At 44.9% G+C, this 24,410-nt stretch carries 30 protein-coding genes; all 30 read left to right on the forward strand.

Going from position 1 to position 24,410, the window contains the following annotated elements:
• Window positions 1–2: 2 nt before the first annotated feature.
• The 30 genes from fliJ (at window position 3) to dxr (ending at window position 24,397) form a co-directional block, all read left to right on the forward strand.
• On the forward strand, window positions 3–440 hold the full coding sequence (gene fliJ, locus BLT53_RS05220) for a flagellar export protein FliJ (protein ID WP_090233258.1): 438 nt from the start codon (window positions 3–5) through the stop codon (window positions 438–440).
• Window positions 441–455: 15 nt separating this feature from the next.
• A complete protein-coding gene (locus tag BLT53_RS05225) occupies window positions 456–1,052 on the forward strand; it encodes a MotE family protein (protein WP_090233260.1) in 597 nt (198 codons plus the stop codon).
• 21 nt (window positions 1,053–1,073) lie between these two features.
• Complete coding sequence (locus tag BLT53_RS05230; RefSeq protein WP_244520464.1) at window positions 1,074–2,264, forward strand: flagellar hook-length control protein FliK; 1,191 nt, start codon at window positions 1,074–1,076, stop codon at window positions 2,262–2,264.
• 2 nt (window positions 2,265–2,266) lie between these two features.
• Window positions 2,267–2,722, forward strand: coding sequence for a flagellar hook assembly protein FlgD (flgD, locus tag BLT53_RS05235; RefSeq protein WP_090233263.1), 456 nt, complete (start codon window positions 2,267–2,269; stop codon window positions 2,720–2,722).
• A 33-nt stretch (window positions 2,723–2,755) separates the two neighbouring features.
• Window positions 2,756–3,520: a flagellar basal body rod protein FlgG gene (flgG, locus tag BLT53_RS05240; protein WP_090233265.1), complete on the forward strand. Its 765-nt coding sequence runs from the start codon at window positions 2,756–2,758 to the stop codon at window positions 3,518–3,520.
• 48 nt (window positions 3,521–3,568) lie between these two features.
• A complete protein-coding gene (locus tag BLT53_RS05245; RefSeq protein ID WP_090233266.1) occupies window positions 3,569–3,784 on the forward strand; it encodes a flagellar FlbD family protein in 216 nt (71 codons plus the stop codon).
• A complete protein-coding gene (gene fliL / locus BLT53_RS05250) occupies window positions 3,785–4,225 on the forward strand; it encodes a flagellar basal body-associated protein FliL (RefSeq protein WP_090233268.1) in 441 nt (146 codons plus the stop codon).
• A 30-nt stretch (window positions 4,226–4,255) separates the two neighbouring features.
• Entirely contained in the window at window positions 4,256–5,239 is a 984-nt protein-coding gene (gene fliM / locus BLT53_RS05255) for a flagellar motor switch protein FliM (RefSeq protein WP_090233269.1), read from the forward strand.
• Window positions 5,240–6,355 (forward strand): flagellar motor switch phosphatase FliY, encoded by a 1,116-nt coding sequence (gene fliY / locus BLT53_RS05260; RefSeq protein ID WP_090233270.1) that lies wholly within the window; start codon window positions 5,240–5,242, stop codon window positions 6,353–6,355.
• An 18-nt stretch (window positions 6,356–6,373) separates the two neighbouring features.
• On the forward strand, window positions 6,374–6,736 hold the full coding sequence (locus BLT53_RS05265) for a response regulator (RefSeq protein ID WP_061969449.1): 363 nt from the start codon (window positions 6,374–6,376) through the stop codon (window positions 6,734–6,736).
• A gap of 18 nt (window positions 6,737–6,754) precedes the next feature.
• Complete coding sequence (locus BLT53_RS05270) at window positions 6,755–7,375, forward strand: flagellar biosynthetic protein FliO (protein ID WP_090233272.1); 621 nt, start codon at window positions 6,755–6,757, stop codon at window positions 7,373–7,375.
• A complete protein-coding gene (gene fliP, locus BLT53_RS05275) occupies window positions 7,368–8,030 on the forward strand; it encodes a flagellar type III secretion system pore protein FliP (protein WP_090233273.1) in 663 nt (220 codons plus the stop codon). The genes BLT53_RS05270 and fliP overlap by 8 nt, the downstream gene beginning before the upstream one ends.
• A gap of 18 nt (window positions 8,031–8,048) precedes the next feature.
• On the forward strand, window positions 8,049–8,321 hold the full coding sequence (fliQ, locus tag BLT53_RS05280) for a flagellar biosynthesis protein FliQ (RefSeq protein WP_090233274.1): 273 nt from the start codon (window positions 8,049–8,051) through the stop codon (window positions 8,319–8,321).
• 3 nt (window positions 8,322–8,324) lie between these two features.
• Window positions 8,325–9,095, forward strand: coding sequence for a flagellar biosynthetic protein FliR (gene fliR / locus BLT53_RS05285; RefSeq protein ID WP_090233276.1), 771 nt, complete (start codon window positions 8,325–8,327; stop codon window positions 9,093–9,095).
• A 4-nt stretch (window positions 9,096–9,099) separates the two neighbouring features.
• Window positions 9,100–10,185 (forward strand): flagellar biosynthesis protein FlhB, encoded by a 1,086-nt coding sequence (flhB, locus tag BLT53_RS05290; protein WP_090233278.1) that lies wholly within the window; start codon window positions 9,100–9,102, stop codon window positions 10,183–10,185.
• A 15-nt stretch (window positions 10,186–10,200) separates the two neighbouring features.
• The gene (gene flhA / locus BLT53_RS05295; protein WP_090233279.1) at window positions 10,201–12,234 is read left to right on the forward strand and encodes a flagellar biosynthesis protein FlhA; all 2,034 of its coding nucleotides are present in this window, start codon (window positions 10,201–10,203) and stop codon (window positions 12,232–12,234) included.
• Window positions 12,231–13,244: a flagellar biosynthesis protein FlhF gene (locus BLT53_RS05300; RefSeq protein ID WP_090233281.1), complete on the forward strand. Its 1,014-nt coding sequence runs from the start codon at window positions 12,231–12,233 to the stop codon at window positions 13,242–13,244. The genes flhA and BLT53_RS05300 overlap by 4 nt, the downstream gene beginning before the upstream one ends.
• A complete protein-coding gene (locus tag BLT53_RS05305) occupies window positions 13,237–14,091 on the forward strand; it encodes a MinD/ParA family protein (protein ID WP_170834243.1) in 855 nt (284 codons plus the stop codon). The genes BLT53_RS05300 and BLT53_RS05305 overlap by 8 nt, the downstream gene beginning before the upstream one ends.
• 22 nt (window positions 14,092–14,113) lie before the next feature.
• Window positions 14,114–16,084 (forward strand): chemotaxis protein CheA, encoded by a 1,971-nt coding sequence (locus tag BLT53_RS05310; RefSeq protein ID WP_090233284.1) that lies wholly within the window; start codon window positions 14,114–14,116, stop codon window positions 16,082–16,084.
• A gap of 23 nt (window positions 16,085–16,107) precedes the next feature.
• A complete protein-coding gene (locus tag BLT53_RS05315; protein WP_090233285.1) occupies window positions 16,108–16,575 on the forward strand; it encodes a chemotaxis protein CheW in 468 nt (155 codons plus the stop codon).
• Between the two features lie 14 nt (window positions 16,576–16,589).
• Window positions 16,590–17,081, forward strand: a complete 492-nt coding sequence (locus BLT53_RS05320) for a chemotaxis protein CheD (RefSeq protein ID WP_090236717.1) — start codon at window positions 16,590–16,592, stop codon at window positions 17,079–17,081.
• A gap of 21 nt (window positions 17,082–17,102) precedes the next feature.
• Window positions 17,103–17,870, forward strand: coding sequence for a FliA/WhiG family RNA polymerase sigma factor (locus BLT53_RS05325; RefSeq protein WP_090233287.1), 768 nt, complete (start codon window positions 17,103–17,105; stop codon window positions 17,868–17,870).
• A 29-nt stretch (window positions 17,871–17,899) separates the two neighbouring features.
• On the forward strand, window positions 17,900–18,310 hold the full coding sequence (locus BLT53_RS05330) for a DUF6115 domain-containing protein (RefSeq protein ID WP_090233288.1): 411 nt from the start codon (window positions 17,900–17,902) through the stop codon (window positions 18,308–18,310).
• Between the two features lie 167 nt (window positions 18,311–18,477).
• On the forward strand, window positions 18,478–19,203 hold the full coding sequence (gene rpsB / locus BLT53_RS05335) for a 30S ribosomal protein S2 (RefSeq protein ID WP_061969473.1): 726 nt from the start codon (window positions 18,478–18,480) through the stop codon (window positions 19,201–19,203).
• 98 nt (window positions 19,204–19,301) lie between these two features.
• Window positions 19,302–20,186, forward strand: a complete 885-nt coding sequence (gene tsf / locus BLT53_RS05340) for a translation elongation factor Ts (protein ID WP_090233290.1) — start codon at window positions 19,302–19,304, stop codon at window positions 20,184–20,186.
• 102 nt (window positions 20,187–20,288) lie between these two features.
• Window positions 20,289–21,014 (forward strand): UMP kinase, encoded by a 726-nt coding sequence (pyrH, locus tag BLT53_RS05345; protein WP_211516907.1) that lies wholly within the window; start codon window positions 20,289–20,291, stop codon window positions 21,012–21,014.
• On the forward strand, window positions 21,014–21,571 hold the full coding sequence (frr, locus tag BLT53_RS05350; RefSeq protein WP_090233293.1) for a ribosome recycling factor: 558 nt from the start codon (window positions 21,014–21,016) through the stop codon (window positions 21,569–21,571). The genes pyrH and frr overlap by 1 nt, the downstream gene beginning before the upstream one ends.
• A gap of 87 nt (window positions 21,572–21,658) precedes the next feature.
• On the forward strand, window positions 21,659–22,417 hold the full coding sequence (gene uppS, locus BLT53_RS05355; RefSeq protein WP_090236718.1) for an undecaprenyl pyrophosphate synthase: 759 nt from the start codon (window positions 21,659–21,661) through the stop codon (window positions 22,415–22,417).
• A 15-nt stretch (window positions 22,418–22,432) separates the two neighbouring features.
• On the forward strand, window positions 22,433–23,227 hold the full coding sequence (locus BLT53_RS05360) for a phosphatidate cytidylyltransferase (RefSeq protein ID WP_090233294.1): 795 nt from the start codon (window positions 22,433–22,435) through the stop codon (window positions 23,225–23,227).
• A 21-nt stretch (window positions 23,228–23,248) separates the two neighbouring features.
• Window positions 23,249–24,397: a 1-deoxy-D-xylulose-5-phosphate reductoisomerase gene (gene dxr / locus BLT53_RS05365; RefSeq protein ID WP_090233296.1), complete on the forward strand. Its 1,149-nt coding sequence runs from the start codon at window positions 23,249–23,251 to the stop codon at window positions 24,395–24,397.
• Window positions 24,398–24,410: the final 13 nt, after the last annotated feature.

The raw sequence follows: 24,410 nt of genomic DNA on the forward strand, positions 1-24,410 counted from the left end.
CTATGGCATTTCAATTTAATATGGAAAAACTATTATCCATTAAAACAAAGGAAAAAGAAGTCGTTCAATCCGAGTACGGAGAAAGTGTAAAAAAGTTTGAACAGCTGGCTCAGTCACTTTATGAATTGCTGAAAAAAAAAGAAGAAATCGAGCAGCATTCCGGCAACCAGTTTAAAACAAAAATGGTTATTAACGAGATTCAGCAAACTCAGCGGTTCCTGCTTTCTCTTACCCAGCAAATCGGCAGTATCCAAACACAGGTGCAAAGAGCGAGGGAGAAGATGAATCATGTGCATATTCAACTGCTCGAAAAAACAATGGAAGTCAAAAAATTTGAAAAGATGAAGGAACGGCAGTTTTCTGACTATCAGCAATCGCTGACAGCCATTGAAAACAAGCAGAATGATGAATACTCCATTTTGCGCTATATAAACCATTGAAATTAGGTGGAGAGGTTGGAAGGAAAAGAAAAAACGAAAAAGTTTTCCTGGTTTTTGTTTGTAATCATTATGCCTGCGCTTTTTGTTGTCGTCATTATGGGAATGATCCTTATGTTTCTTGGTGTTGATCTTGCTGGAAAGGCAAGGGAAATTGGCAGCCATCTTCCTGGTCTGTCATCATTGGCTCATCAGGATCAACATGCTGCATCCTTTAATGAAAATACTGTTCAATCAGAAAAGGCATATTGGGAAAAGAAAGTTAAGGAACGCGATCATATGATCAAGCTTCTTCAAAACGATGTGGATAAAAAAGAGAAAGAAGTGCAGAGCCTGAAAGCGGATTTGACCGCAGCACAAAACCAGCCGGAGGATAATACAACCGAAACTGAGGGCTCTGTCACCAAAGACGATGGACAGCTGAAGCAAAAGAAAATTACCGCCTGGTATAATTCGATGTCTCCGAAAAATGCCGCGGCCATCTTGTCCAAGATGGATATAAAAGATGCGGCTGACATCATGAAAGCTCTGGATGAAGAAGTGACGAGCAGCATCCTGGCCAAGATGGATCCCGGCAAGGCCGCAGATCTGACGTTAAAAATGCAATCAAACTAACGGAGGGGAAGCAGAGTGAAAATGGCTGAAATGGCAGGGATGGACCGCTTGCCGGTTGTGGTACAAAGGTGTGCTTTACCGATTAGTGCATCTCCCGGTTCCTCCCTTTTTTCCGAAGAGCTTGCACGGTCCCAAAAAAATATACAATCACCTAAACAAGCCGAATCGCCTTTCGGGACAATCAGTGAGGAGCTTAAGAGCCTGATAGAAGGGTGGGTTGGATATCTGAAAGAGGAAGGTCAATCTCAAGAAGATGTACTGGATAATATACCGGAAGTTAAGAGCCTGTTGCAGCATTTGCCCGCTGAATGGGTCTCCGAGATTACCAATCTTGTACAAAATGTTCAATTGCCTGTTTCTTTGAAAAGGGAACGATCATCTCCATCTGCACAATTGATCACGGCGTTCATTCTTCTGGAGGTGGTAGAAGGAAAATATTCAACATCAACTGCAACAAAAGCAACGGATGACGTCATATCCGGCATTCATAAAGGAATCAAGCAGTTGTTTCCCTTTTTAAAAGAGCAGCATCATTTTTCTGTGAATATGCTGGCCGAACAGCTGGAGCAGAGATTGACTGGACAGGAAGCAAAACCTGGTGCACCTTTGAACGGAAAACCTTTTCTTGAACCTTTCATAGCAAAAAACCAGAAAAACATAATACCGGCAATGTCTCAAAAGATAAGTGAGACAGATGGTCAGAAACATACCAACCGGCCGGTATCTTTTATGGGGCAGAGCGGCTTTGTTCCAGTACTGAAGCAATTTGAGCTTCATGTTCAACCGGAAATAAAAGGAGAAAGTACAAATACATTTGTCCAGGAGATTGAAAAAATCATTCTTGCCGGCAAATTTTCAGCACGTACAAATGGAGTGGCAAAACTAAACATCCGGCTTACGCCTGAACATCTTGGAACCTTGAATATTGAACTGATCTCCAAAAATGGTGAACTGTCAGCCAAAATCATGACGAGCTCCCTGGGTGCAAAAGAAATGATGGAGTCCCATATTCATCTGCTGAAGAGTAACTTAAGCAGCAGCCAAATACTGCTTGACCGAGTGGTTATCTTGGACCAGTCACCTGAACAGGGGTTCACGCAGCAGGGCTCAAATTCCGGACAGCAGCAGGACCGTGGCCGCCCGCCTATGCAGGAGAGGCGGACAGAAGAGGAATTTGACGACTTGCTTCAAGACATGGTGAGGGAGGAATAAAGATGTCTTCAACGATAAACAATGATTTGTATTTATCTTCGCTTCAAAAAAGGGACACACAGTCTGGCGGATCATCTGTTTTGGGCAAAGACGATTTTTTAAAAATATTGATGACCCAACTGCAAAACCAGGACCCGGCAAGCCCCATGGAAGATAAAGAATTTATCTCCCAGATGGCAACCTTCTCTTCCCTGGAGCAATTGACCAATATGAACAGCAGCATCGATCAATTGATTTCAAAACAATCGGCACAGACGTTCATGCTGCAGAGCGGAATGATCGGCAAAAGCGTGTCCTATACCGTGGAAACGACAAATGCTGATGGAACACAACAAGAGAGGAAAACAGGCACAGTTAAGGCGGTTTTATTTGAAAATGATACCTCCAAATTCCAATTAGAGGATGGAACTGTGATTGATCAGTCATCCATTACAAAGCTCGAAAACAGGAACAGTTAACAAAAACATATTAAAAAATAGGGGGAATTCAAAATGCTACGTTCAATGTATTCAGGAATCAGCGGGATGAAGAACTTTCAAACCAAGCTGGATGTGATCGGAAACAATATTGCCAATGTGAACACCTATGGCTTTAAAAAAGGGAGAGCAACGTTTAAGGATCTTGTCAGCCAGCAAGTTGCCGGTGCATCCAACGGAACGAATCCAAAACAGGTAGGGCTTGGCTCCCAGCTGGCAACCATCGATACGATCGATACTCAGGGCAGCACTCAAACCACAGGAAGAGCCCTCGACCTTGCCATTTCGGGTGACGGGTACTTCAAGGTGAGAACCTCAAATGGAGATTTGCTGACACGTGCAGGGAATTTTTATTTAAACAATAACGGTACGATTGTAAATGGAGACGGATACGAGTTGCTCGATACAGGAAACAACCCGATTACCATCCCGCAAAACGCAAGCAGCTTCAGCATCGGGCCGGACGGAAAGATTACGGTCGTGGGTGCTGCCAGTCCGGGTGCCTCTATAGGAATTACGAAGGTAACCAATCCTGGCGGACTTGAAAAGGCAGGAAGCAATCTTTACCGTCCAACCGCAAATTCACAGATTGTCTCCAATACTTCTCCTGGTACAGGCGGGGCTGGAGATTTGGTATCCGGCGCACTGGAAATGTCCAATGTCGACCTCTCTGAAGAATTCACCGACATGATTGTGGCACAAAGAGGCTTTCAAGCCAACACGAAAATCATTACAACCTCGGATGAAATATTGCAGGAGCTTGTGAATCTTAAACGATAGGCTGGAACGGAGGAAAAAATAAGGGGAGCCTTATTAATAAACAATAATATGATTATGTTAACTAAATTGAACGGTGACACCTTTACCTTGAATGCAATTTATATTGAACAGGTTCAATCATTTCCAGATACAACCGTTACGCTGACTTCGGGAAGGAAAGTTGTTGTTAAAGAAGCAGAGTGTGAAGTTGTCCAAAAGGCGGCAGCCTTTTATCGGAGGATTTCCCTTTTCCCTCTAACACAAACAGAAAGTGAGGAGGATTGAATGGAAAACGAAGTCAAAAAGTCTGCGAAGAACAGGGCGATCCTCATTGTATTTTCCGTCCTTGTCGTATGCGGGATTGCCGCCTACTTTGTTATTAAAGAACTGGCTCCTAAAACGGCGGCCGCAGAACCTACAGCGGAAGAGCTGGAAAAAATAACAGTAGAAACCGAGGAAATTACAACAAATCTGGCCGATCGATCATTTATTAAGATCAAATTTAAAATCCAGGCTGACGGAGAAGACGGCAAGGCCGAACTCGAAAAGAGACTGTTTCAAGTCAACAATATTATTATCTATGAATTGTCCGGCATGAAAACCGGGGATTTGCAAGGCCAAAAAGGAATCCGCCATCTGGAAGACCTTTTAAAAGGAAGAATTAATAAACTGATGCAGGAAGGAATCATTAAAAAGGTTTATACGACCGAGAAAATTATTCAATAAGGAATTCATCATATATAAAGGGTGAGGCGATTGTCGGAAGTACTTTCCCAAAATGAAATAGACGCGCTCCTCTCTGCCATTTCCACGGGGGAAATGGATGCTGAAGAATTGAGAAGAGAAGAAAAAGAACAAAGAATAAAAACCTATGATTTTAAACGGGCGCTGCGGTTTTCGAAAGATCAGATCAGAAGTCTTACAAGGGTACATGAAAATTTCGCACGCTTGTTGACTACTTTTTTTGCAGCACAGCTGAGAACCTATGTGGAAATTTCCGTCGTATCCGTTGACCAGCTGCCATATGAGGAATTCATACGCTCCATACCGCGAATGACCATTTTGAACATTGTAGAAGCCAGGCCGCTCGATGGGAGCCTTCTCGTTGAAGTCAATCCCAATATCGCCTATTCCATGATGGACCGGCTGATGGGAGGATGGGGAGCAAGTGTAAACAAGGTGACTCATTTAACCGAAATCGAAACGAGAATACTTTCCCGTTTGTTTAAAAATGCATTAACCACCTATAAGGAAGCGTGGAGCAATGTGGTTGAACTCGATTTTACGGTAACGGATTTTGAGGTGAATCCCCAATTTCTGCAAATGGTATCGCCGAATGAAACAGTGGTTGTTATCTCACTCTCCACAACAGTGGGTGAAACGAGCGGCATGATGAACGTTTGTCTTCCGCAGGTCCTGTTGGATCCGATCATTTCCAAGCTTTCGGTGCATAATTGGATGCAAAACAGCCAAAAGGAATTGTTGCCCGAAGAAGCAGCGCTCATTGAACAAAAAATCCGGAAAACCCCGCTTCCGGTGTCCGTGCAGCTGGGTACGGCCATTATGAATGTAGAAGAGTTTCTGCAGTTGAATGCAGGCGATATCATTCAGTTAAACAAAAAGATCAATCAGCCGTTGGCTGTGTATGTGGAGAACAATAAAAAATTTATGGCCCAGCCTGGAAAAGCAAAAAACAGAATGGCGGTCCAGATTTTAGAACAAATAGAGGGGGACGAGTAAATGAATAGCGGAAATATGCTCTCTCAGGATGAGATTGATGCGTTGCTGAGCGGAGCCAGCAAGACATCAGATGATGATCCAAGCATCGAAGATTTTCTGAATTCAATGGAACAGGACGCACTTGGAGAAGTCGGCAACATTTCATTCGGCAGTGCCTCAACCGCTTTATCAACCTTGCTGAATCAAAAAGTCCAGATTACAACGCCGACGGTCTCGGTGATCAAAAAAGAAGAGTTGCAGGGAGAGTTTCCCATTCCGCATGTAGCAGTAAAAGTGGAATATGTAGAAGGGATACAAGGCACAAACCTGCTTGTGATTAAAACGACCGATGCCCAGATTATTGCCGATTTGATGCTCGGCGGGGACGGGAAGAGCCCTTCTGCAGATTTTGGAGAAATGCAGCTCAGTGCCGTCGGAGAAGCGATGAATCAGATGATGGGCTCTGCCTCAACCTCTCTTTCTTCCATATTTAATAAACGGGTGGATATTTCGCCACCTGTAATTGATGTGCTGGACTTTAATGACTCTTCAGATATGATTGGCGACCAGGATATCCTTATCAAAGTTTCCTTCCGGCTGAAGGTCGGGGAACTGATTGACTCCAGCATTATGCAGCTGATGCAAACGGATTTTTCGCAAAACCTGGTTTCCGAGCTTATGACTCCAGCCGTGGATCAGGCTGCAGTAACTTATGGAGAACATTTACAGAGCGAAATCACTGCAGTCAAAGAACCATTGGTGTTGGATGACATTCCTTCAAACGTAGCTCGCCCGCAAAGTTTGGAACCTGATACAGCTGTATCTGTTCAGCCCGCTGTATTTTCAGATTTTGAAGAAAGTTCTGGTGTGTATCAGGAAACGAAGAACCTTGATATGCTTCTGGATATTCCGCTTCAGGTAACGGTTGAACTTGGACGGACGAAAAAGAGCATTAAAGAGATTTTGGAATTGTCGCCGGGGTCGATTTTGGAACTGGACAAGCTGGCAGGAGAACCGGTGGATATTCTGGTGAATGAAAGACTGATTGCCAAAGGGGAAGTTGTTGTTATCGATGAAAATTTTGGTGTCAGAGTAACAGAGATTGTAAGCAGAAAAGACAGACTGAAAAATTTATAAATGAAAGAGTGAGAACAAATGGCTAAACGTATTTTAGTAGTAGATGATGCAGCATTTATGAGAATGATGGTAAAAGATATTCTGACCAAAAACGGATTTGAGGTCTGCGGAGAAGCGGGAGACGGAGAACAGGCGGTTGAAATGTATAAGGAACTTTCACCGGACCTTGTTACCCTCGACATCACAATGCCGGAGATGGACGGAATCACTGCTTTAAAAGAAATTAAAAAGGTGGATTCCGGTGCAAAGGTCATCATGTGTTCTGCAATGGGACAACAAGGAATGGTTATTGATGCGATCCAGGCTGGAGCTAAGGATTTTATTGTAAAACCATTTCAGGCTGACCGCGTCATTGATGCGATCAATAAAGCGTTGAATTAATAACAGGTGGTGCAGCAATTGAGGAAGTTTACTAGATGCATCGCTGTTCTTATTGTCGCTTTCCTCCTCAATTGTTTTGTACAAACTGAGGCAGCGGCAGCAGAGAACAAGGAGACCCATCCGCCTGCAGCATGCAAAACCGTATTTGAGTGTCTGGATACAAAAGCAGGAAAAGAAGACCAGCTGAAACAGCAGCAGGAAACCAAAGCAGAGAGTTCTGCTTCAGGGGGAAGTGGTGTGGTCACTTTTATTAAAGTGCTGTTCTCATTGGGACTGGTTTTGTTCTTGCTCTTCTTTCTCCTGAAAATGATACAAAAACGGACAAAAAACTATCAAGAAGGCAAAGCATTGCAATCTCTGGGAGGATTGAATGTGGGGTCGAACCGTTCAGTGCAGATGATCAAAGCCGGTTCAAGTGTCCTTGTTATCGGGGTGGGGGAAACGGTGACCTTGCTAAAAGAAATTAATGAAGAAGAGGAAGTGAAGCTGCTGCTTTCTTCCTCTCAGCAGGAAACGGGCAACCGTTTGAAACAAACATCTGGTTTTTCTGATGTTTTCAAAGCACAGCTTAGGGAACTTTCGGGTGAACGGGGAGATCTGCTGAAGCGTTTGCTCCGGAAAGGAAAAGCCGATGACTGATTTACTTCCAAATCTCACTAACCAAACAGGCGGAATGGAAACAACGATACAGCTGCTACTCCTTCTTACCGTTCTCTCACTGGCCCCAAGCATCCTCATATTAATGACCTGTTTTACGAGAATTGTGATTGTTCTGTCGTTTGTACGAACATCACTGGCCACGCAGCAAATGCCGCCGAACCAGGTGCTGATCGGTCTTGCGCTGTTTCTTACTTTTTTTGTAATGGCTCCTACGTTTCAGGAAATCAATAAGGAGGCAATTAGTCCGCTTATCAAAGGAAAGATCACCCAGGAAGAGGCTTTTGATAAAGGTGCCCTTCCTTTAAAGGAATTTATGACAAAGCATACACGTGAGAAGGATCTGGAGCTTTTTTTAAATTATTCCAAAGCCAAACGCCCTGAGAAGATTGAGGATATTTCCTTGACTGCACTGGTGCCAGCTTATGCGATCAGTGAATTGAAATCCGCGTTTCAAATGGGATTTATGATCTTTGTTCCATTTCTTGTCATTGATATGGTGGTCGCTTCTGTGCTGATGGCGATGGGGATGATGATGCTGCCGCCCGTCATGATCTCGCTTCCGTTTAAGATATTGCTCTTTATTCTTGTGGACGGGTGGTATTTGATTGTCAAGTCACTGTTATCAAGCTATTAAACAAGTAGGTGTTTTTTGTTGAATCCTGAAGTTGTTATATCCATTGCAGAAAAAGGCGTCTATTTGACTCTCCTCCTGTGCGGTCCTCTACTTGCGATCGCCTTGGCTGTGGGCCTGATTGTCAGTATTTTTCAGGCGACCACACAAATTCAGGAACAGACGCTTGCGTTTATACCAAAGATTGCAGCTGTGTTACTGGCATTAATCTTTTTTGGACCCTGGATGCTTTCACAGCTCGTGTCATTTACGTATAACATTTTTAACAATTTGAATCATTTTGTAGGACTGTAGCTCATGGATGCTATAAATTCTTTTCCGGCCTTTTTATTGATTTTCATGAGAGTAGGGGCTTTTTTCGCAACCGTTCCGATTTTTTCTTACCGAAACATCCCTAATGTCCACAAGGTCGGGCTGGCTGCTTTTTTATCATGGATTATGATGTATGCGATGGGAGCTCCAGAGGTGGCAGTAAACGGTGAGTTCATCCTGCTGGTTTTTAAAGAAGCTCTCGTTGGTTTATTGCTGGGCTTGATTGCCTCCATCCTGTTCTATTCCATTCAGGTGGCAGGGGGCTTTATCGATCTTCAGATGGGATTTGCGATCGCCGGTGTATTCGATCCCCAGACGGGTGTGCAGACACCGTTGCTTGGAAAGTTTCTGTATCAGCTCGCACTCTTACTCCTTTTGGCACTGAACGGCCATTATCTTCTGCTTGATGGCCTGTTTTACAGTTATACCTTTGTGCCGCTTACTGACATTCATTTTGGTTTGGGGAATGGAGAAACGGCAAGGCATGCGGTTTCTGTGGTGACAGCCATGTTTATTATTGCCTTTCAGATGGCACTTCCCATCGTAGGAACACTTTTTTTGGTGGACCTGGCACTGGGCATTGTTGCCCGGACGGTTCCTCAAATCAATATCTTTGCCGTAGGCCTCCCTTTGAAGATCATAGTGGCATTCGGTATTCTGCTGATTATCCTGCCTGTGTTTTTTATAAGCGTCCAGCATTTGAGTGATGAGACTGCACATGCCATGAGAAAGCTTCTAATGCTGCTTGGAGAGTGATCATATGCCGCAAAGGCTGGATTTGCAATATTTTTCGGGTGAAAAAACAGAAAAGGCCACACCAAAGAAACGTGAGGAAAGCAAAAAGAAGGGACAGGTGGCCAAGAGTGCCGATGTAAATACCGCGGTTACCCTGTTTGCTGCATTTTTGATGCTCTGGTTTACCGGAAGTGCTGCAGCACAAAAATTGTTTCATCTGATGCAATTCACATTTCAGCGCAATCTGACCGTTGACCTGACCGAGCAGAACATTCAGCTGCTTTTTGTCGAGCTGGTGAAGGAGACCGCATTAATTCTTTTTCCGGTGCTGCTGACTGTGCTTGCAGCGGGTGTCCTTTCCAATTTTATTCAAGTCGGCTTTTTGTTTTCAAGTGAAGCTGTCCGAATGAAATTTGAACGGATTAATCCGTTACAGGGATTTAAACGGATCTATTCCCTCCGTGCGCTCGTTGAGCTGGCCAAGTCGGTTTTGAAAATTGCCGTTGTTGGCTGTGTTACCTTCTTTGTCATATGGAGCAAGAAGGACCAGCTCTTAAAAGTATCTCAGGTCAGCGTTGAGTCTGCTCTTGGCATGTATGGAAAGATGGCGTTTCAGATGGGGTTCTATGCGGCCCTGGTGCTCCTTCTATTCTCCCTGCTGGATTATCTGTATCAGAAATACGATTTTGAAAAAAGCATCCGAATGTCAAAACAGGATATTAAAGATGAGTACAAAAAATCTGAAGGGGATCCGAAAATCAAAGGAAAAATTAAAGAAAAGCAGCGACAGATGGCCAATCGGAGAATGATGCAGAGTGTGCCGAGCGCTGACGTGATCATTACGAATCCCACCCACTTTGCCATTGCTTTGCAATACGATGATCAAAAAATGGAAGCACCGGTGGTGGTGGCCAAGGGAGCTGACCTAATGGCCCTGAAGATTAAAAAAATTGCCCGTGAAAATAAAGTCCCGATGGTGGAAAATCGTCCGCTTGCAAGAACTTTGTACAGCAGAGCCGAAATTGGGGATGCCATTCCTGAAGATCTGTTTAAGGCAGTGGCAGAGATTTTGGCCTATGTTTACCACTTAAAGAATAAGGTGCAACGGTAAGGAGAGAAAGATTTGATGAAAGCAAGAGACATAAGCGTTCTAGTTGGGGTTATTATGATCATTGCCATGCTGATCATCCCTTTGCCGCCCTGGCTGCTCGACTTTTTCATCATTATTAATATTACACTGGCACTCGTAATTATTTTAATTTCAATGAATATGCAGGAACCATTGCAGTTTTCTATTTTTCCGTCTCTCTTACTGCTTGTCACCCTCTTCAGGCTGGGGTTGAATGTATCAACGACCCGATCCATCCTGGGTTCCGGAAAAGCAGGGAACGTGGTTCATACATTCGGAGAATTTGTAGTTGGCGGTAACATTCTGGTCGGAATCGTCGTCTTTTTTATCCTTGTTGTCATTCAGTTTATAGTCATCACCAAAGGATCAGAAAGGGTTTCTGAGGTAGCAGCCCGTTTTACACTGGATGCCATGCCTGGAAAACAAATGAGCATCGATGCTGATTTGAATGCCGGAATGATTTCTGACAGGGAAGCGAAGGAACGCCGTGAAAAAGTGGAAAGAGAATCTGATTTTTACGGAGCGATGGACGGGGCCAGCAAATTTGTAAAGGGAGATGCCATTGCAGGAATCATCATCGTTCTTATCAACATGCTGTTTGGCATTATTATCGGCATGACACAGATGGGGCTGGGCTTTGCCGAAAGCGCCCATACATTTACACTGCTTACAGTCGGTGACGGCCTGGTAAGCCAGATCCCCGCTCTAATCATATCGACGGCAACAGGGATTATTGTAACAAGAGCAGCATCGGAAGGTAATCTGGGCTATGACATCTCACGCCAGATTCTGGCTTATCCGCAAATGCTTATTGTTGCAGGTGGAACCATTATCGTTCTGGGTCTTTTTACGCCGATTAATGATTTGGTTACCCTGTCTGTTGGCGGACTTATTTCGCTCGGGGGATATCTTCTGTTAAAAGCGGAGAAAGAGAAAAAAGAGCAGGACGAAATCATGGAAGAAGATATCCAGACCGAACAGTTGAAAACACCTGAAAGCGTGATGAACCTGCTGCAGGTGGATCCTGTTGAATTCGAGTTTGGCTACAGCCTGATCCCACTGGCTGACACCAACCAGGGAGGAGATCTTCTCGACCGGGTAGTGATGATTCGCAGGCAGCTGGCGCTGGAGCTCGGCATTATTTTGCCGGTGGTCCGCATCCGGGATAATATCCAGCTGCCGCCGAGTGAATACCGCATTAAAATCAAAGGAAACGAAGTCGCGAAAGGAGAGCTGCTGCTCGACCATTACCTGGCAATGAGCCCTGGTATTGATGATGAAGCGGTGCGGGGCAAGGAAACGGTGGAGCCGGCATTTGGTCTGCCTGCCCTCTGGATTGCTGAAGACATGAAGGACCGTGCGGAAATGTCAGGTTATACGGTTGTAGATCCTCCATCGGTCGTTTCCACTCATTTGACAGAAGTTTTAAAGAAATATGCACATGAGCTAATCGGCCGCCAGGAAACGAAACAGCTGGTGGATCATATGAGAGAAACTTATCCGAGCCTTGTCGAAGAGGTAACTCCTGATCCGTTGTCTGTCGGAGAAATACAGAAAGTGCTGTCCAAATTGTTAAAAGAAAAAATATCCATACGCAACTTGCTGGTGATTTTTGAAACGCTGGCGGATTTTGGAAAGATGTCGCGTGATGTGGATCTATTGACAGAGTATGTCCGGCAGGCATTATCACGGCAAATTTCAAAGCAATATAGAACAGAAAATGAACCATTGAAAGTAATCACACTTGGAGCAGGAGTTGAAAAAAGAATTGCGGACCATGTGCAGCAAACGGAGCACGGAAATTATTTATCTCTTGATCCCGCAGATGCTCAGGACATCTACAGTCAGGTGACGAAAGAAATTGATCTAAGCAGAAATTTTGGACAGATGCCAGTCCTTTTATGCTCACCTGCCGTTCGCATGTATGTGAGGCAGCTGCTTGAGCGCCACCTGCCTGATCTGGTGATATTGTCTTATAACGAACTGGAGCCTGATCTCGAAGTACAAAGTGTAGGAGTCGTCAATCTATGAAGGTGAAGAAGTACATAGCACCCACAATGCAAGAAGCAATGGGGAAAATACGGAATGATCTCGGAAGTGAGGCTTTTATCCTCCAATCAAAACAGGTGCGGACCGGCGGTTTTTTGGGTTTTTTCACCAAACAGAGCGTTGAGGTTATCGCGTTGCTGGATGCTGAAGAGAGATCGGAGTCCACTCACAAAGCAGAAAAAGAGCAGAACTCTTTACTTGTAGAAGAAAGCATCGTCAAGGAAGATAATCCGTCGTGGCAATCCTACTTTAACGATCAAGGTGTATCGCACTTAATAATAGAAGAAATTATCGCGGATATGCAGGGAACCGCTAAAAACGTTGACGCAACACGCTGGCTGGAACACTGGCTGCTGGATCGAGCGTGCGTTCCCCTGTCTCCAGGTTCATTGTATGACACACAATTTTTAACGTTGGTGGGCCCGACGGGTGTAGGGAAAACGACTACGCTCGCGAAACTGGCGGCAAAGGCGAAGCTTGAAGATGGCAAAAAAGTCGCTTTCATCACGATGGACACCTACCGGATCGGAGCGGTGGAACAACTGAAAACCTATGCTGAAATTCTGAAAATGCCGCTTAAGGTGGCGTACAATACCGAAGATTACGAGATGGCCAAGCAAGAACTCTCCTCATATGACTTGGTGTTGACCGACACGGCGGGCAGAAATTTTCTGAATCCGGAATCCATGGATGAACTGGGCGGCCTGCTGCAAGATCAAATGGATCACACAAAATATTTAGTTCTATCGTTAACTTCAAAATACGAGGATCTCAAAAACGTAATCAAGCACTTTAGCCAGGCTGGAGTAAACCGGCTGATCCTGACCAAAAAGGATGAGACAGCTTCCTTGGGAGCGTTACTCAATTTATTGCTGTTAGAAAACACCATCCCGCTATACATCACAAACGGACAAAATGTCCCTGATGACATTTCAACTGTTACACCGAAAGCGATCATCAGCATGTTCCTGCAGGAGAAAAGAGATGCATGATCAGGCAGAACAACTTCGTTTACGGGTTCAAGAGACTTTGTTACAAGTGAAAAAAGCGAAAGTCGTTTCGGTGCTGAGCGGGAAGGGCGGGGTTGGGAAAACAAATATAGCGGTGAACTTGTCGCTTGCACTTGCAGGGCTTGGGAAAAAAGTGGTGCTTCTTGATCTGGATATCGGCATGGGCAACGTTCATTTGCTGCTTGGACTAACCCCGCGCCATACGATCGCCGATCTGTTTGAACATCACTTTTCCGTCAGGGAGATCATTGAAAAAGGTCCAAATAACCTTGACTATCTTGGTGGAGATAACGGTCTTCTCTCTTTGTTTGAACTGGACCGCAACAGTCAAGTTCATTTTGTGGGAGAGCTTGAGAAATTATCGTCGGCCTATGATTATATCGTATTCGATATTGGTGCCGGTTTGTCAGAGGCGAGCTTGAAGTTTGTATTGGCCGGTCATGAAGCCATCCTGGTTGCTACCCCGGAAATTACATCACTTACTGATGCGTATTCCATGATTAAGCTGCTTCATGCTGAACGTCCTGAACTCACTGTATGGACCATGATTAATCAATGTGAAAACGAACGGGAAGGCAGGGCAGTACATGATCGCCTGAACGAGGTGAGCTCCCGGTTCCTTGGAAAGAAACTGGCCAGCTTGGGGCAAGTGTCTTTCGATCCAGCCGTGCGGCGCGCTGTTATGGAGCAATTGCCGTTTGTGCTGGAAAGTCCGCGCTGTAAAGCGGCCGGGCAAATTCAAAAGGCAGCTCAGTGTTTATTAGGGAAAAGGGGAGCAGCTGACATATCTTTTATTAGTAAACTTTTAAGTTTTTTGAGTAAAAGCTAGCGTTTGCACGAGGGGGAAGAAGATGGACACAAGTGAATATTTGGATATTTTTATTGAAGAAAGCAAAGAACATCTCCAGTCGATAAATCAACATGTGCTTCTTTTGGAGAAACAACCGGAAGAGCTGGCAACCATTCAGGAAATTTTCCGTTCTGCTCATACATTAAAAGGAATGTCAGCTTCCATGGGCTACGACGACCTTGCAAATCTGACGCATGCGATGGAAAACGTACTGGATGGAATCAGAAATGGAAAACTTCACGTGACACAGCAGCTGTTGGATTCGCTGTTTGTTTCACTCGACCATTTGGAAGAAATGGTTATGTCAATTGCAGCTGGGGGCGATGGAAAAAAAGATACGAAAGAACTGATACACATTTTGAACGGGATACTAGAGGAGGATGCGCAGGATAAGGCCCAGACAGATATCAGAAATGAAGATTTCAGCAGTTATGATGAATTTGAGCGTTCGGCAATCCATCAATTCCTTGAGCAAGGCTTTTTGGGGTACAGGATTGAAGTTACGCTCGATAAAGAGTGCCTGTTAAAGGCGGTGCGGGCTTATATGGTTTTCAATGCGCTGGAAAACCTCGGCGACATCATAAAGTCAGAGCCTTCAGCCGACCTGATTGAACGGGAACAATTCAACCAAAGCTTTTTCGTTACGTTCATCACACAACAAGAGGCAGCCACAATTGAGTCGGAATTGTTATCAATCTCAGAAATCAAAAAAGTGACTCTAACACCGCTACAGCCGCTGAGCAGCAGCGAACAGAAGAAAGCTGTGGAAGTGGATGCTCAAAAAGGCTCCACTGAAGACAGTAAAAAGAATCCCCAGCCAAAATCTGCGAAGACGATCAGGGTAAGCATTGAGAGGCTGGATCTTCTAATGAGTCTTTTTGAAGAGTTGGTGATTGACAGAGGCCGTCTTGAAAGAATCTCAAGTGAGGTTAAGAATGCTGCACTTCAGGAAACGGTAGAACGGGTTTCGCGGATTTCATCGGATTTGCAGGAATTAATTCTTACTATGCGGATGGTTCCCGTTGACCAGGTATTCAACCGGTTTCCGAGGATGGTGCGCGGATTGGCCAAAGATCTCCATAAAAAAGTGGATCTGCAGGTAGAGGGAGCAGAAACCGAACTGGACCGCATGGTTGCCGATGAAATAGGGGACCCGCTTGTTCATTTGCTGCGTAATTCATTGGATCATGGCATCGAAGATCCCGAGCATAGAATCCGTTCAGGGAAAAGTGAAAAAGGCACCATAACCTTGAAGGCTTACCACAGCGGCAACCGTGTATTTATCGAGATTAAGGATGACGGGGCAGGCATTGATGCGGACAAGGTGCTTAACAGGGCTGTTCAAAAGGGGATCATCAGTGAGAATTCAGCACGTACATTGACTGGCAGGCACGTTTATGAGCTGCTGTTTGCCCCTGGTTTTTCTACAGCTGAAGTGATTTCTGACATTTCTGGCCGCGGCGTCGGCCTGGATGCGGTTAAAAATAAAATAGAATCGCTCGGAGGGTCGGTATCTGTCGATTCCAAAGCTGGAGAAGGTTCAACTTTTACCATCCAGCTTCCATTGAATCTATCCATCATACCGTCTCTGCTGGTCGAAGCGGGAACAGAAACATATGCTGTTCCGCTGCCATCGATCATTGAAACAGCATTGGTTGATCCTGAGGATATCATTATGGTCCATAAGCAGCCCATGATGGATTTTCGCGGGAAGGTTATACCGCTTGTTTCTTTGAATGATTGGCTCGAAGTGCCGCAGGAGGCCAAATTAGAAGAGACCCAACGAGCGGTTGTTATTGTTAAAAAAGAAAACAAATGGGCAGGTTTGACCGTGGACGGGCTGATCGGGCAGCAGGAGATTGTACTGAAGCCGCTTGGAAACTATCTCGATGCTCCTTTTGTTTCAGGAGCGGCAATATTGGGAGACGGCCAGGTTGCTCTCATTATCGATTGTAATTCGCTATTTATATAACGGTGACAAAGAGGAGAATGAGAATGATTGAGCAGGAATTAAAAATAGTCGTGTTCCGGTTAAAGGATGAAGAATATGGCGTGAATGTCCTTAATGTCCTATCCATCGAACGTGTTTCACCAATTACGAGGGTTCCGAAAACACCTGCATTTGTCAAAGGGGTGATGAACCTGCGCGGGGCGGTAACACCGGTTATTGATTTGCGGAGCCGGTTTGGCATGAAAGAGAAGACAGCGGATGATGACACTCGGATTATTATCGTGAATACGGAAGGAATGGATGTGGGACTGATTGTGGATGCAGCGAACGACGTGCTGGATCTGTCTCTTTCTGACATTGAGCCTACCCCGGAAGTGGCGGGTGGCATAAACGCCCGGTATCTCGATGGAGTGGCAAAAATTGATGGAAGGCTATTCATCCTGCTTCGTTTGGACAAGGTACTCGACAAGAATGAAATAATAGAGCTTCAAGGAGCGGCTTATGAAGTATAGAGGTGCGGTTTCAGTTGGACGTTAAAACGGTAAAAATCGGCCTGTCCGAGTTGGGATTTGGAGCTGGTTCCACTGTCCTTCGCACAACCGGCCTCGGCTCCTGTGTCGGTCTTGTGCTGTATGATGCGGATAAGAAGCTGTCTGGAATGGCGCATATCATGCTGCCACATTCTTCTTTAGCGCGATCAAGGGAAATAAACGAAGCAAAATACGCTGACACCGCCATAAAAAGGCTCGTCTTCGGCCTGGAGGAGATGGGATCAAGGAGAAAAGCATTGAGGGCAAAGATAGCAGGAGGGGCCGAGATGTTTCAAATGGTTGACCAGTCGTATGCCATGCGCATCGGCCCGAGAAACGTGGAAGCGATAAAAAGCGGGCTGAAAGAGTGGGAAATCCCGCTGATCGCGGAACATACCGGCGGCAGCAAAGGGAGAACCATTGAATTTGATACAGACACATGTGAACTTCAAATAAAAATAGTACATCAGGGAGAGTTAGTGATTTAATATGATTTCAGGGGGAGTAGCATGACATCATCTACAGCAGCAGCGGATGAACTGGAAATATGGAAAAAGTGGCATGAATGCCGTGATCGCGATGCAGGTGATACTCTGCTTAAGCAATACATGCCGCTTGTTCAGTATCATGTACAGCGGATTGCGGCAGGTTTGCCGAAAAACGTTAATCGTGATGAATTAAAAAGCTTGGGAATGCTGGGACTGTTTGATGCGCTTGAAAAATTTCAGCCCGAACGGGACCTTAAATTTGATACGTATGCCACATTCCGGATCCGGGGAGCGATTCTCGATGGACTGCGTAAAGTGGACTGGCTGCCACGGTCACTGCGTGAAAAGACAAAAAAGATTGAAAGTACGATTGAGAAGCTCGAACAGGAAAAGCTCCGCCGGGTAACAACCTATGAAATAGGAGCCGAACTCGGTATGCCGGAGACGGAAGTGGTTTCCGCCCTGTCCGAAAGTTTTTTTGCCAATGTTCTTTCGATTGACGAAGACCAAAGAGAAAACGAAAGCAAAGAAAAGCTAGGATATACAATAGAAGATAAAAATGGATTGTCTCCGGAGGCGGAAGTGGTCAAAGCCGAGCTGCATAAGGAACTTGCACAGGTGATCAGGGAGTTGAATGAAAAAGAACAGCTTGTGATCTCGCTGTTTTATTATGAGGAACTGACCTTTACTGAAATCGGTCATGTACTGGAGCTTTCCACTTCAAGAATTTCGCAGATCCATTCCAAAGCGTTATCTCGCCTGAGACTGGTTCTTGCGCGATACATGTGACCAGAAGCAGAAGAAAGAGTGGGGATCACTTGCTTTACTTTATAGCGGTTTTAAGTTTATTGCTAAACATCCTTTGCCTGTATCTTGTTGCTGTTCTGTGGATGAAGCTCAAAGCAGCGGCTCCCGGTGCCTTCGCTGAAGTAGAGCAGGCACGGGAGCTGGAGGAGATGCTTCTCGCGTTTGCAAGTGAAATGAAGGAACAAAACGAAGAAATCAGAGAAATGCTATACGAAACGAAACGGGACGGACAGGAGCAGGGTGTGAAATCATCTGACAAAATAGGGATTGAGCATGATGATAAAGAAGTAGAAGAAAACATTTTGCATCAAAACGTATTAACCTATGCCGAAAAAGGTTATACTGCTGAAGAAATTGCAAAAAAACTCGACAGGGGCAAGGGTGAAGTCAGCCTGATTTTAAAAATGAACAGCCTTTCATGACAAATATTCAAAACGGCAACATTTTTCTTGCTACATTCTGACGAAGTATGGTATAGTTACTTTCGGTGTTAATCACACACGCTTGTGGATTTAATCAGTGGTGCTGCATTTGCAGTTTTGGTTAAAGTCGAAGCAGGCGGAGGAAAACAAAACCAGGAGGTGCCATCATGGCAGTAATTTCAATGAAACAACTATTGGAAGCCGGCGTTCACTTTGGACATCAAACACGTCGCTGGAATCCGAAAATGTCCCGTTACATCTTCACTGAGCGTAACGGCATTTACATCATCGATCTTCAAAAGACAGTAAAAAAGGTTGAAGAGTGTTACAACGTAATGAAAGATATCGCAGGAAACGGCGGTAAAATCCTTTTCGTTGGTACAAAAAAACAAGCTCAGGACTCTGTGAAAGAAGAAGCAGAACGTTCCGGCATGTACTTCATCAACCAACGCTGGTTGGGCGGTACGCTAACAAACTTCGGAACCATCCGCAAGCGTATTAACCGTTTGAAAGAGCTTGAAAGAATGCAAGAAGACGGAACTTTTGATGTTCTTCCTAAGAAAGAAGTTATCCTTCTTAAAAAGGAAATGGAGCGTCTTGAAAAGTTCTTGGGCGGAATTAAAGAAATGAACGGCCTTCCAGATGCGCTATTCATCGTAGACCCACGCAAAGAACGCATCGCGGTTGCTGAAGCACGCAAGCTGAACATTCCAATTATCGCTATCGTGGATACTAACTGTGATCCTGATGAAGTTGACCACGTTATCCCTGGTAACGATGATGCGATCCGTGCGGTTAAACTTCTTACTGGAAAAATGGCTGATGCGATCATCGAAGCCAACCAGGGTGGAGAAGAGCAAGAAGCTCAAAACGAAGAAGAAACATCTGCATAAGTAATATAAACTAAAAGGGTGATGGAGGGGATATGCCCTTTCACACCCTTTTTTAATGCCAACCTAAGCTTTACATAAACCAAAGGAGGAATTTCATTATGGCAGTAACAGCTCAAATGGTAAAAGAATTGCGCGAAAAAACAGGCGCAGGTATGATGGACTGTAAAAAAGCATTGACAGAAACCAACGGGGACATGGAAAAAGCGATCGATTTCCTTCGTGAAAAAGGAATTGCAAAAGCAGCTAAAAAAGCGGACCGCATTGCAGCAGAAGGTCTTACTTCTGTTGTCGTAGAAGGCAACAAAGCTGTCATCCTTGAAGTAAACTCTGAAACTGACTTCGTGGCAAAGAACGAAAGCTTCACAGCGCTAATTTCTGTAATTGGTAAGCATCTTCTAGAAGCCGATGTTGCTACTGTTGAGGAGGCGCTTGCTTCTACGATTAAAGGTGAAAACACAACAGTTGCCGAGTACTTGAACAACGCAATTGCCAAGATTGGTGAAAAAATCTCCCTTCGTCGTTTCCAAATCGTTGAAAAAGGCGAAAATGCAGCGTTTGGCGCTTACCTTCACATGGGTGGACGCATCGGAGTTCTTTCTGTAGTTGAAGGTACAACTGACGAAGCGGTTGCAAAAGATGTAGCAATGCACGTTGCTGCTGTAAATCCTCGTTACATCTCTCGTGACGCTGTAAGTGAAGAAGAAGTAGCTCATGAGCGTGAAGTGCTTACTCAACAAGCGCTTAACGAAGGAAAGCCTGAAAACATCGTTGCTAAAATGGTGGAAGGCCGCCTTGGTAAATTCTTTGAAGAAATCTGCTTAAATGATCAGTCTTTCGTTAAAGATCCAGACCAAAAAGTTGGTAAATTCGTAGCTTCCAAAGGCGGTAAGGTTATCGCATTCGTACGTTACGAAGTTGGCGAAGGTATGGAAAAGCGCGAAGACAACTTTGCAGAAGAAGTAATGTCTCAAGTTAAAAAGTAATGGTGTAAAAAGCAAAAAAAACAGGGAGCACAGTGTGTTCCCTTTTTTTAAAAGAGCTAATGAATAAAAAAGCAATTACAGGTGATGGATACGGAGGGAATTATGAGCACTTCAAAATATAAACGAGTAGTTCTTAAACTAAGCGGGGAAGCTCTTGCGGCGGGCAAAGGAAGCGGAATCGATCCGGGTGTCATTCAATCGATTGCCCATCAGGTCAAAGACATTGTCGAACTGGGAGTGGAAGTGGCCGTTGTTGTCGGCGGCGGAAATCTCTGGAGAGGCAAAACGGGAAGCGAGATGGGTATGGATCGCGCGTCCGCCGATTACATGGGGATGCTGGCGACTGTCATGAATTCCCTGGCTTTGCAGGACAGCCTGGAAAATATCGGTGTGCAGACAAGGGTACAAACGTCAATCGAAATGCGCCAGGTTGCTGAACCGTACATTCGCAGAAAAGCTATTCGTCACCTTGAAAAGAAACGTGTTGTTATTTTTGCTGCTGGAACAGGAAATCCCTATTTTTCAACGGATACAACAGCTGCTCTTCGCGCGGCGGAAATTGAAGCCGAAGTGATCCTGATGGCGAAAAATAACGTGGACGGCGTATACTCAGCTGATCCGACGATCGATCAGAATGCTGTGAAATACAATACCTTATCCTACCTTGACTTGCTTAAAGAAGGCCTTGCTGTCATGGATACGACGGCATCTTCATTATGTATGGACAATGATATTCCGCTCATCGTGTTTTCCATTATGGAAGAAGGTAATATTAAGCGTGCAGTTCTTGGTGAGGAAATTGGAACAACGATTAGGGGGAATAATTAATGGCAAAGGAAATTTTAACAAACGCAGAAGACCGAATGAAAAAAGGCATTTCATCTTTTCAGCGTGAGCTTTCGACCATCCGCGCCGGCCGTGCAAACCCTGCACTTTTAGATCGTGTTCAAGTGGATTATTATGGGGCACAAACACCAATCAACCAGCTTGCCGGGATTTCAGTGCCTGAAGCACGCCTCCTGGTGATCCAGCCGTATGATAAATCGGCACTGAACGATGTGGAAAAGGCGATCCAGAAATCCGATCTTGGCTTAACAACTTCCAATGACGGACAAGTAATCCGTATAGCGATTCCTCCTTTAACTGAAGAAAGACGTAAAGAGCTTGTCAAACTTGTTAAGAAGTATGGAGAGGAAGCCAAGGTTGCTCTTCGCAATGTTCGCCGTGATGCCAATGATGAGCTGAAGAAAGCCGAGAAGGATGGAGAGATCACTGAAGATGAACTTCGCCGATACAATGAAGATGTTCAGAAGCTTACAGACAAATATATTGGCGAAGTAGATACGATCGCTTCAAGTAAAGAGAAAGAAATCATGGAAGTATAATTGATTTCCATGTAAAATAAAATAAGAAAAGCCCTCTTTATACAGGGGGTTTTTTTGTTAAGTCTGGACGATAATGGGGGCTTTGGCATGCTTGACAGAATTTCATTCTGGAAAAAAGAAGAAAAAACAGAGCTGAACATACGACAGGATACGATACCGGCTCATGTGGCCATCATAATGGACGGGAACGGACGCTGGGCAAAAAGACGCGGGCTTCCCAGAGTGGCAGGACACCATGAAGGCATGAAAGTAGTAAAAAAGGTTGTCAAATATGCCAACAGCCTGGGAATTAAAGTGCTGACACTCTATGCCTTTTCAACGGAAAACTGGAAGCGTCCGCGTGAAGAAGTGGACTTTCTAATGAGACTTCCCGGGGAATTTTTGAACAGCTTTCTGCCCGAATTGATTGAACAGAATGTACGTGTGACCATCATGGGCCATAAGGAAGTATTGCCGATACATACCATTCAGGCTGTTGACGAGGCAATCGAAAAAACAAAAAACAATACTGGCCTTATTTTGAATTTCGCCCTGAATTACGGCAGCAGAAACGAAATTACAACCGCGTTAACCGAGATTATCCAAGATGTTGAAGCCGGAACCATCGGGCGTGATGAGATCAATGAAGATTTGGTTAGCCGGTATTTAATGACATCCAGCCTTCCGGACCCCGATTTGTTGATCCGGACGAGTGGTGAAGTGCGCCTCAGCAACTTTATGCTGTGGCAGCTTGCCTACAGTGAATTTTGGTTTACCGAGGTGAACTGGCCCGATTTTAAAGAAGAACATTTAAAAAAAGCCATTTACGACTATCAGAATCGCGGTCGCCGTTATGGCGGTGTATAATAAGAAGGAGGATTTATGAAAGAACGCATCATTACGGGAGTAATAGCCGCTCTTCTATTTATAGGAGTTACGGTTTACGGCCATTTGCCATTTGCTCTCGTTATCATCGCTTTGGCAGTGATCGGGATCCACGAATTGCTGAAAATGAAGCATATTTCGCTTTTGTCGGCTGAGGGCATCATCGCTCTATTACTGACATTGGCAACAGTAATCCCGCAGGATTGGAAAGAACAGTACCTTGGAAGTTTCACGGGCTCACAACCCATTGTACTTGCCATGCTCCTGATCCTGGTGGTTACCGTCATCACAAAAAACCGCTTTACATTTGATGATGCCGGATTCGTTATTCTCTCCTCTCTGTATGTAGGTTACGGATTTCACTATATTTATGAAACAAGAATGCTTGAACATGGCCTTCCAATTTTATTCTTTGTCCTTTTCATGATTTGGGGTGCTGATTCCGGTGCTTATTTCACCGGAAAATCCATCGGAAAAACAAAATTATGGCCGGTGATCAGTCCGAACAAAACCATCGAAGGAGCAATCGGAGGCATCGTTACGAGCATTGTAGTTGGCGTGATCTGCTACTTTACAGATTTTGTGCCTTTTACTCTGAACCAGGTGCTGTCCATGGCTTTGATTGCAGGGATTTTCGGACAGATAGGCGACCTTGCACAATCCGCCTTTAAGCGGCACTACGGGGTGAAGGATTCCGGCAATCTGCTGCCAGGGCATGGCGGAATATTGGACCGTACGGACAGCTGGCTCTTCGTGCTTCCGCTCCTCCATATCCTGAACTTGCTGTCGTAGCAAAAAAACAAGGAGTGCTCTATGAAAAATATCAGTTTGTTGGGTGCGACGGGATCCATCGGTATACAAACGCTTGATGTAATCGAACAACACCCTGAGCAATTTCGATTAACGGCCATTTCTTTTGGAAAGAATGTAGAAAAAGGGATGGAGATAATAGAGAAATTTAAACCGCGGATCATCGCGGTTCAAGATAAAAAAGATGCAGAGGATCTGCGTATGCGTTTGGGTGGGCAGTCTCTTGTCTATTATGGACAAGAAGGATTGATTGAAGCAGCTGTGGCACGTGAAGCTCATATTCTGGTGAATGCGGTCATGGGGAGTGTAGGCTTGGTGCCCACCATCCACGCCATTCAGGCCGGCAAGGATATAGCCATCGCCAATAAAGAAACATTGGTCACTGCCGGGCATATCATCATGGAACTGGCTGAAAAACATAACGTCAGCCTCTTACCGGTGGACAGCGAGCATTCAGCCATATTCCAATGTCTTAACGGAGAAAATGCCCAGCAGGTTGACCGCTTGATTCTTACCGCTTCCGGAGGAAGTTTCCGGGATTATACGCGGGAACAGCTGGCAGATGTTACTGTTGACGAGGCATTGAATCATCCGAACTGGTCCATGGGAGCCAAAATCACCATCGATTCAGCAACGATGATGAACAAAGGCCTGGAAGTGATAGAAGCGCATTGGCTCTTCAATATGCCCTACTCAAAAATAGACGTCATTCTTCATAAAGAAAGCATCATACACTCTATGGTAGAGTATAAAGATGGCAGCACGCTGGCACATCTGGGCAACCCCGATATGCGGGTACCCATTCAGTACGCGCTGACCTATCCTGAGAGACTTGAACTAGCTCCTTCCAAAAGGTTAAACTTATGGGAGATTGGAAAACTTCATTTTAAAAAGATGGATATGGAACGATTCCGCTGCCTGAAATTGGCTTATCTTGCAGGTGAGAAAGGCGGAACAATGACAACCGCATTGAACGCAGCAAACGAAGCTGCAGTGGGATTGTTCCTTGAACGAAAAATATCGTTCCTGGCGATCGAAGAATACATTGAAAAAGCACTGGAGCACCATGAATTTATTGAACAGCCGACACTGGAAGAGATACAGGCCATTGATACACACACACGGCAATATGTTCAGTCATTATTAAATTAAAGGTGGGTAAAAG

Source organism: Fictibacillus solisalsi, from assembly GCF_900103485.1.
GTDB lineage: Bacteria > Bacillota > Bacilli > Bacillales > Fictibacillaceae > Fictibacillus_C > Fictibacillus_C solisalsi.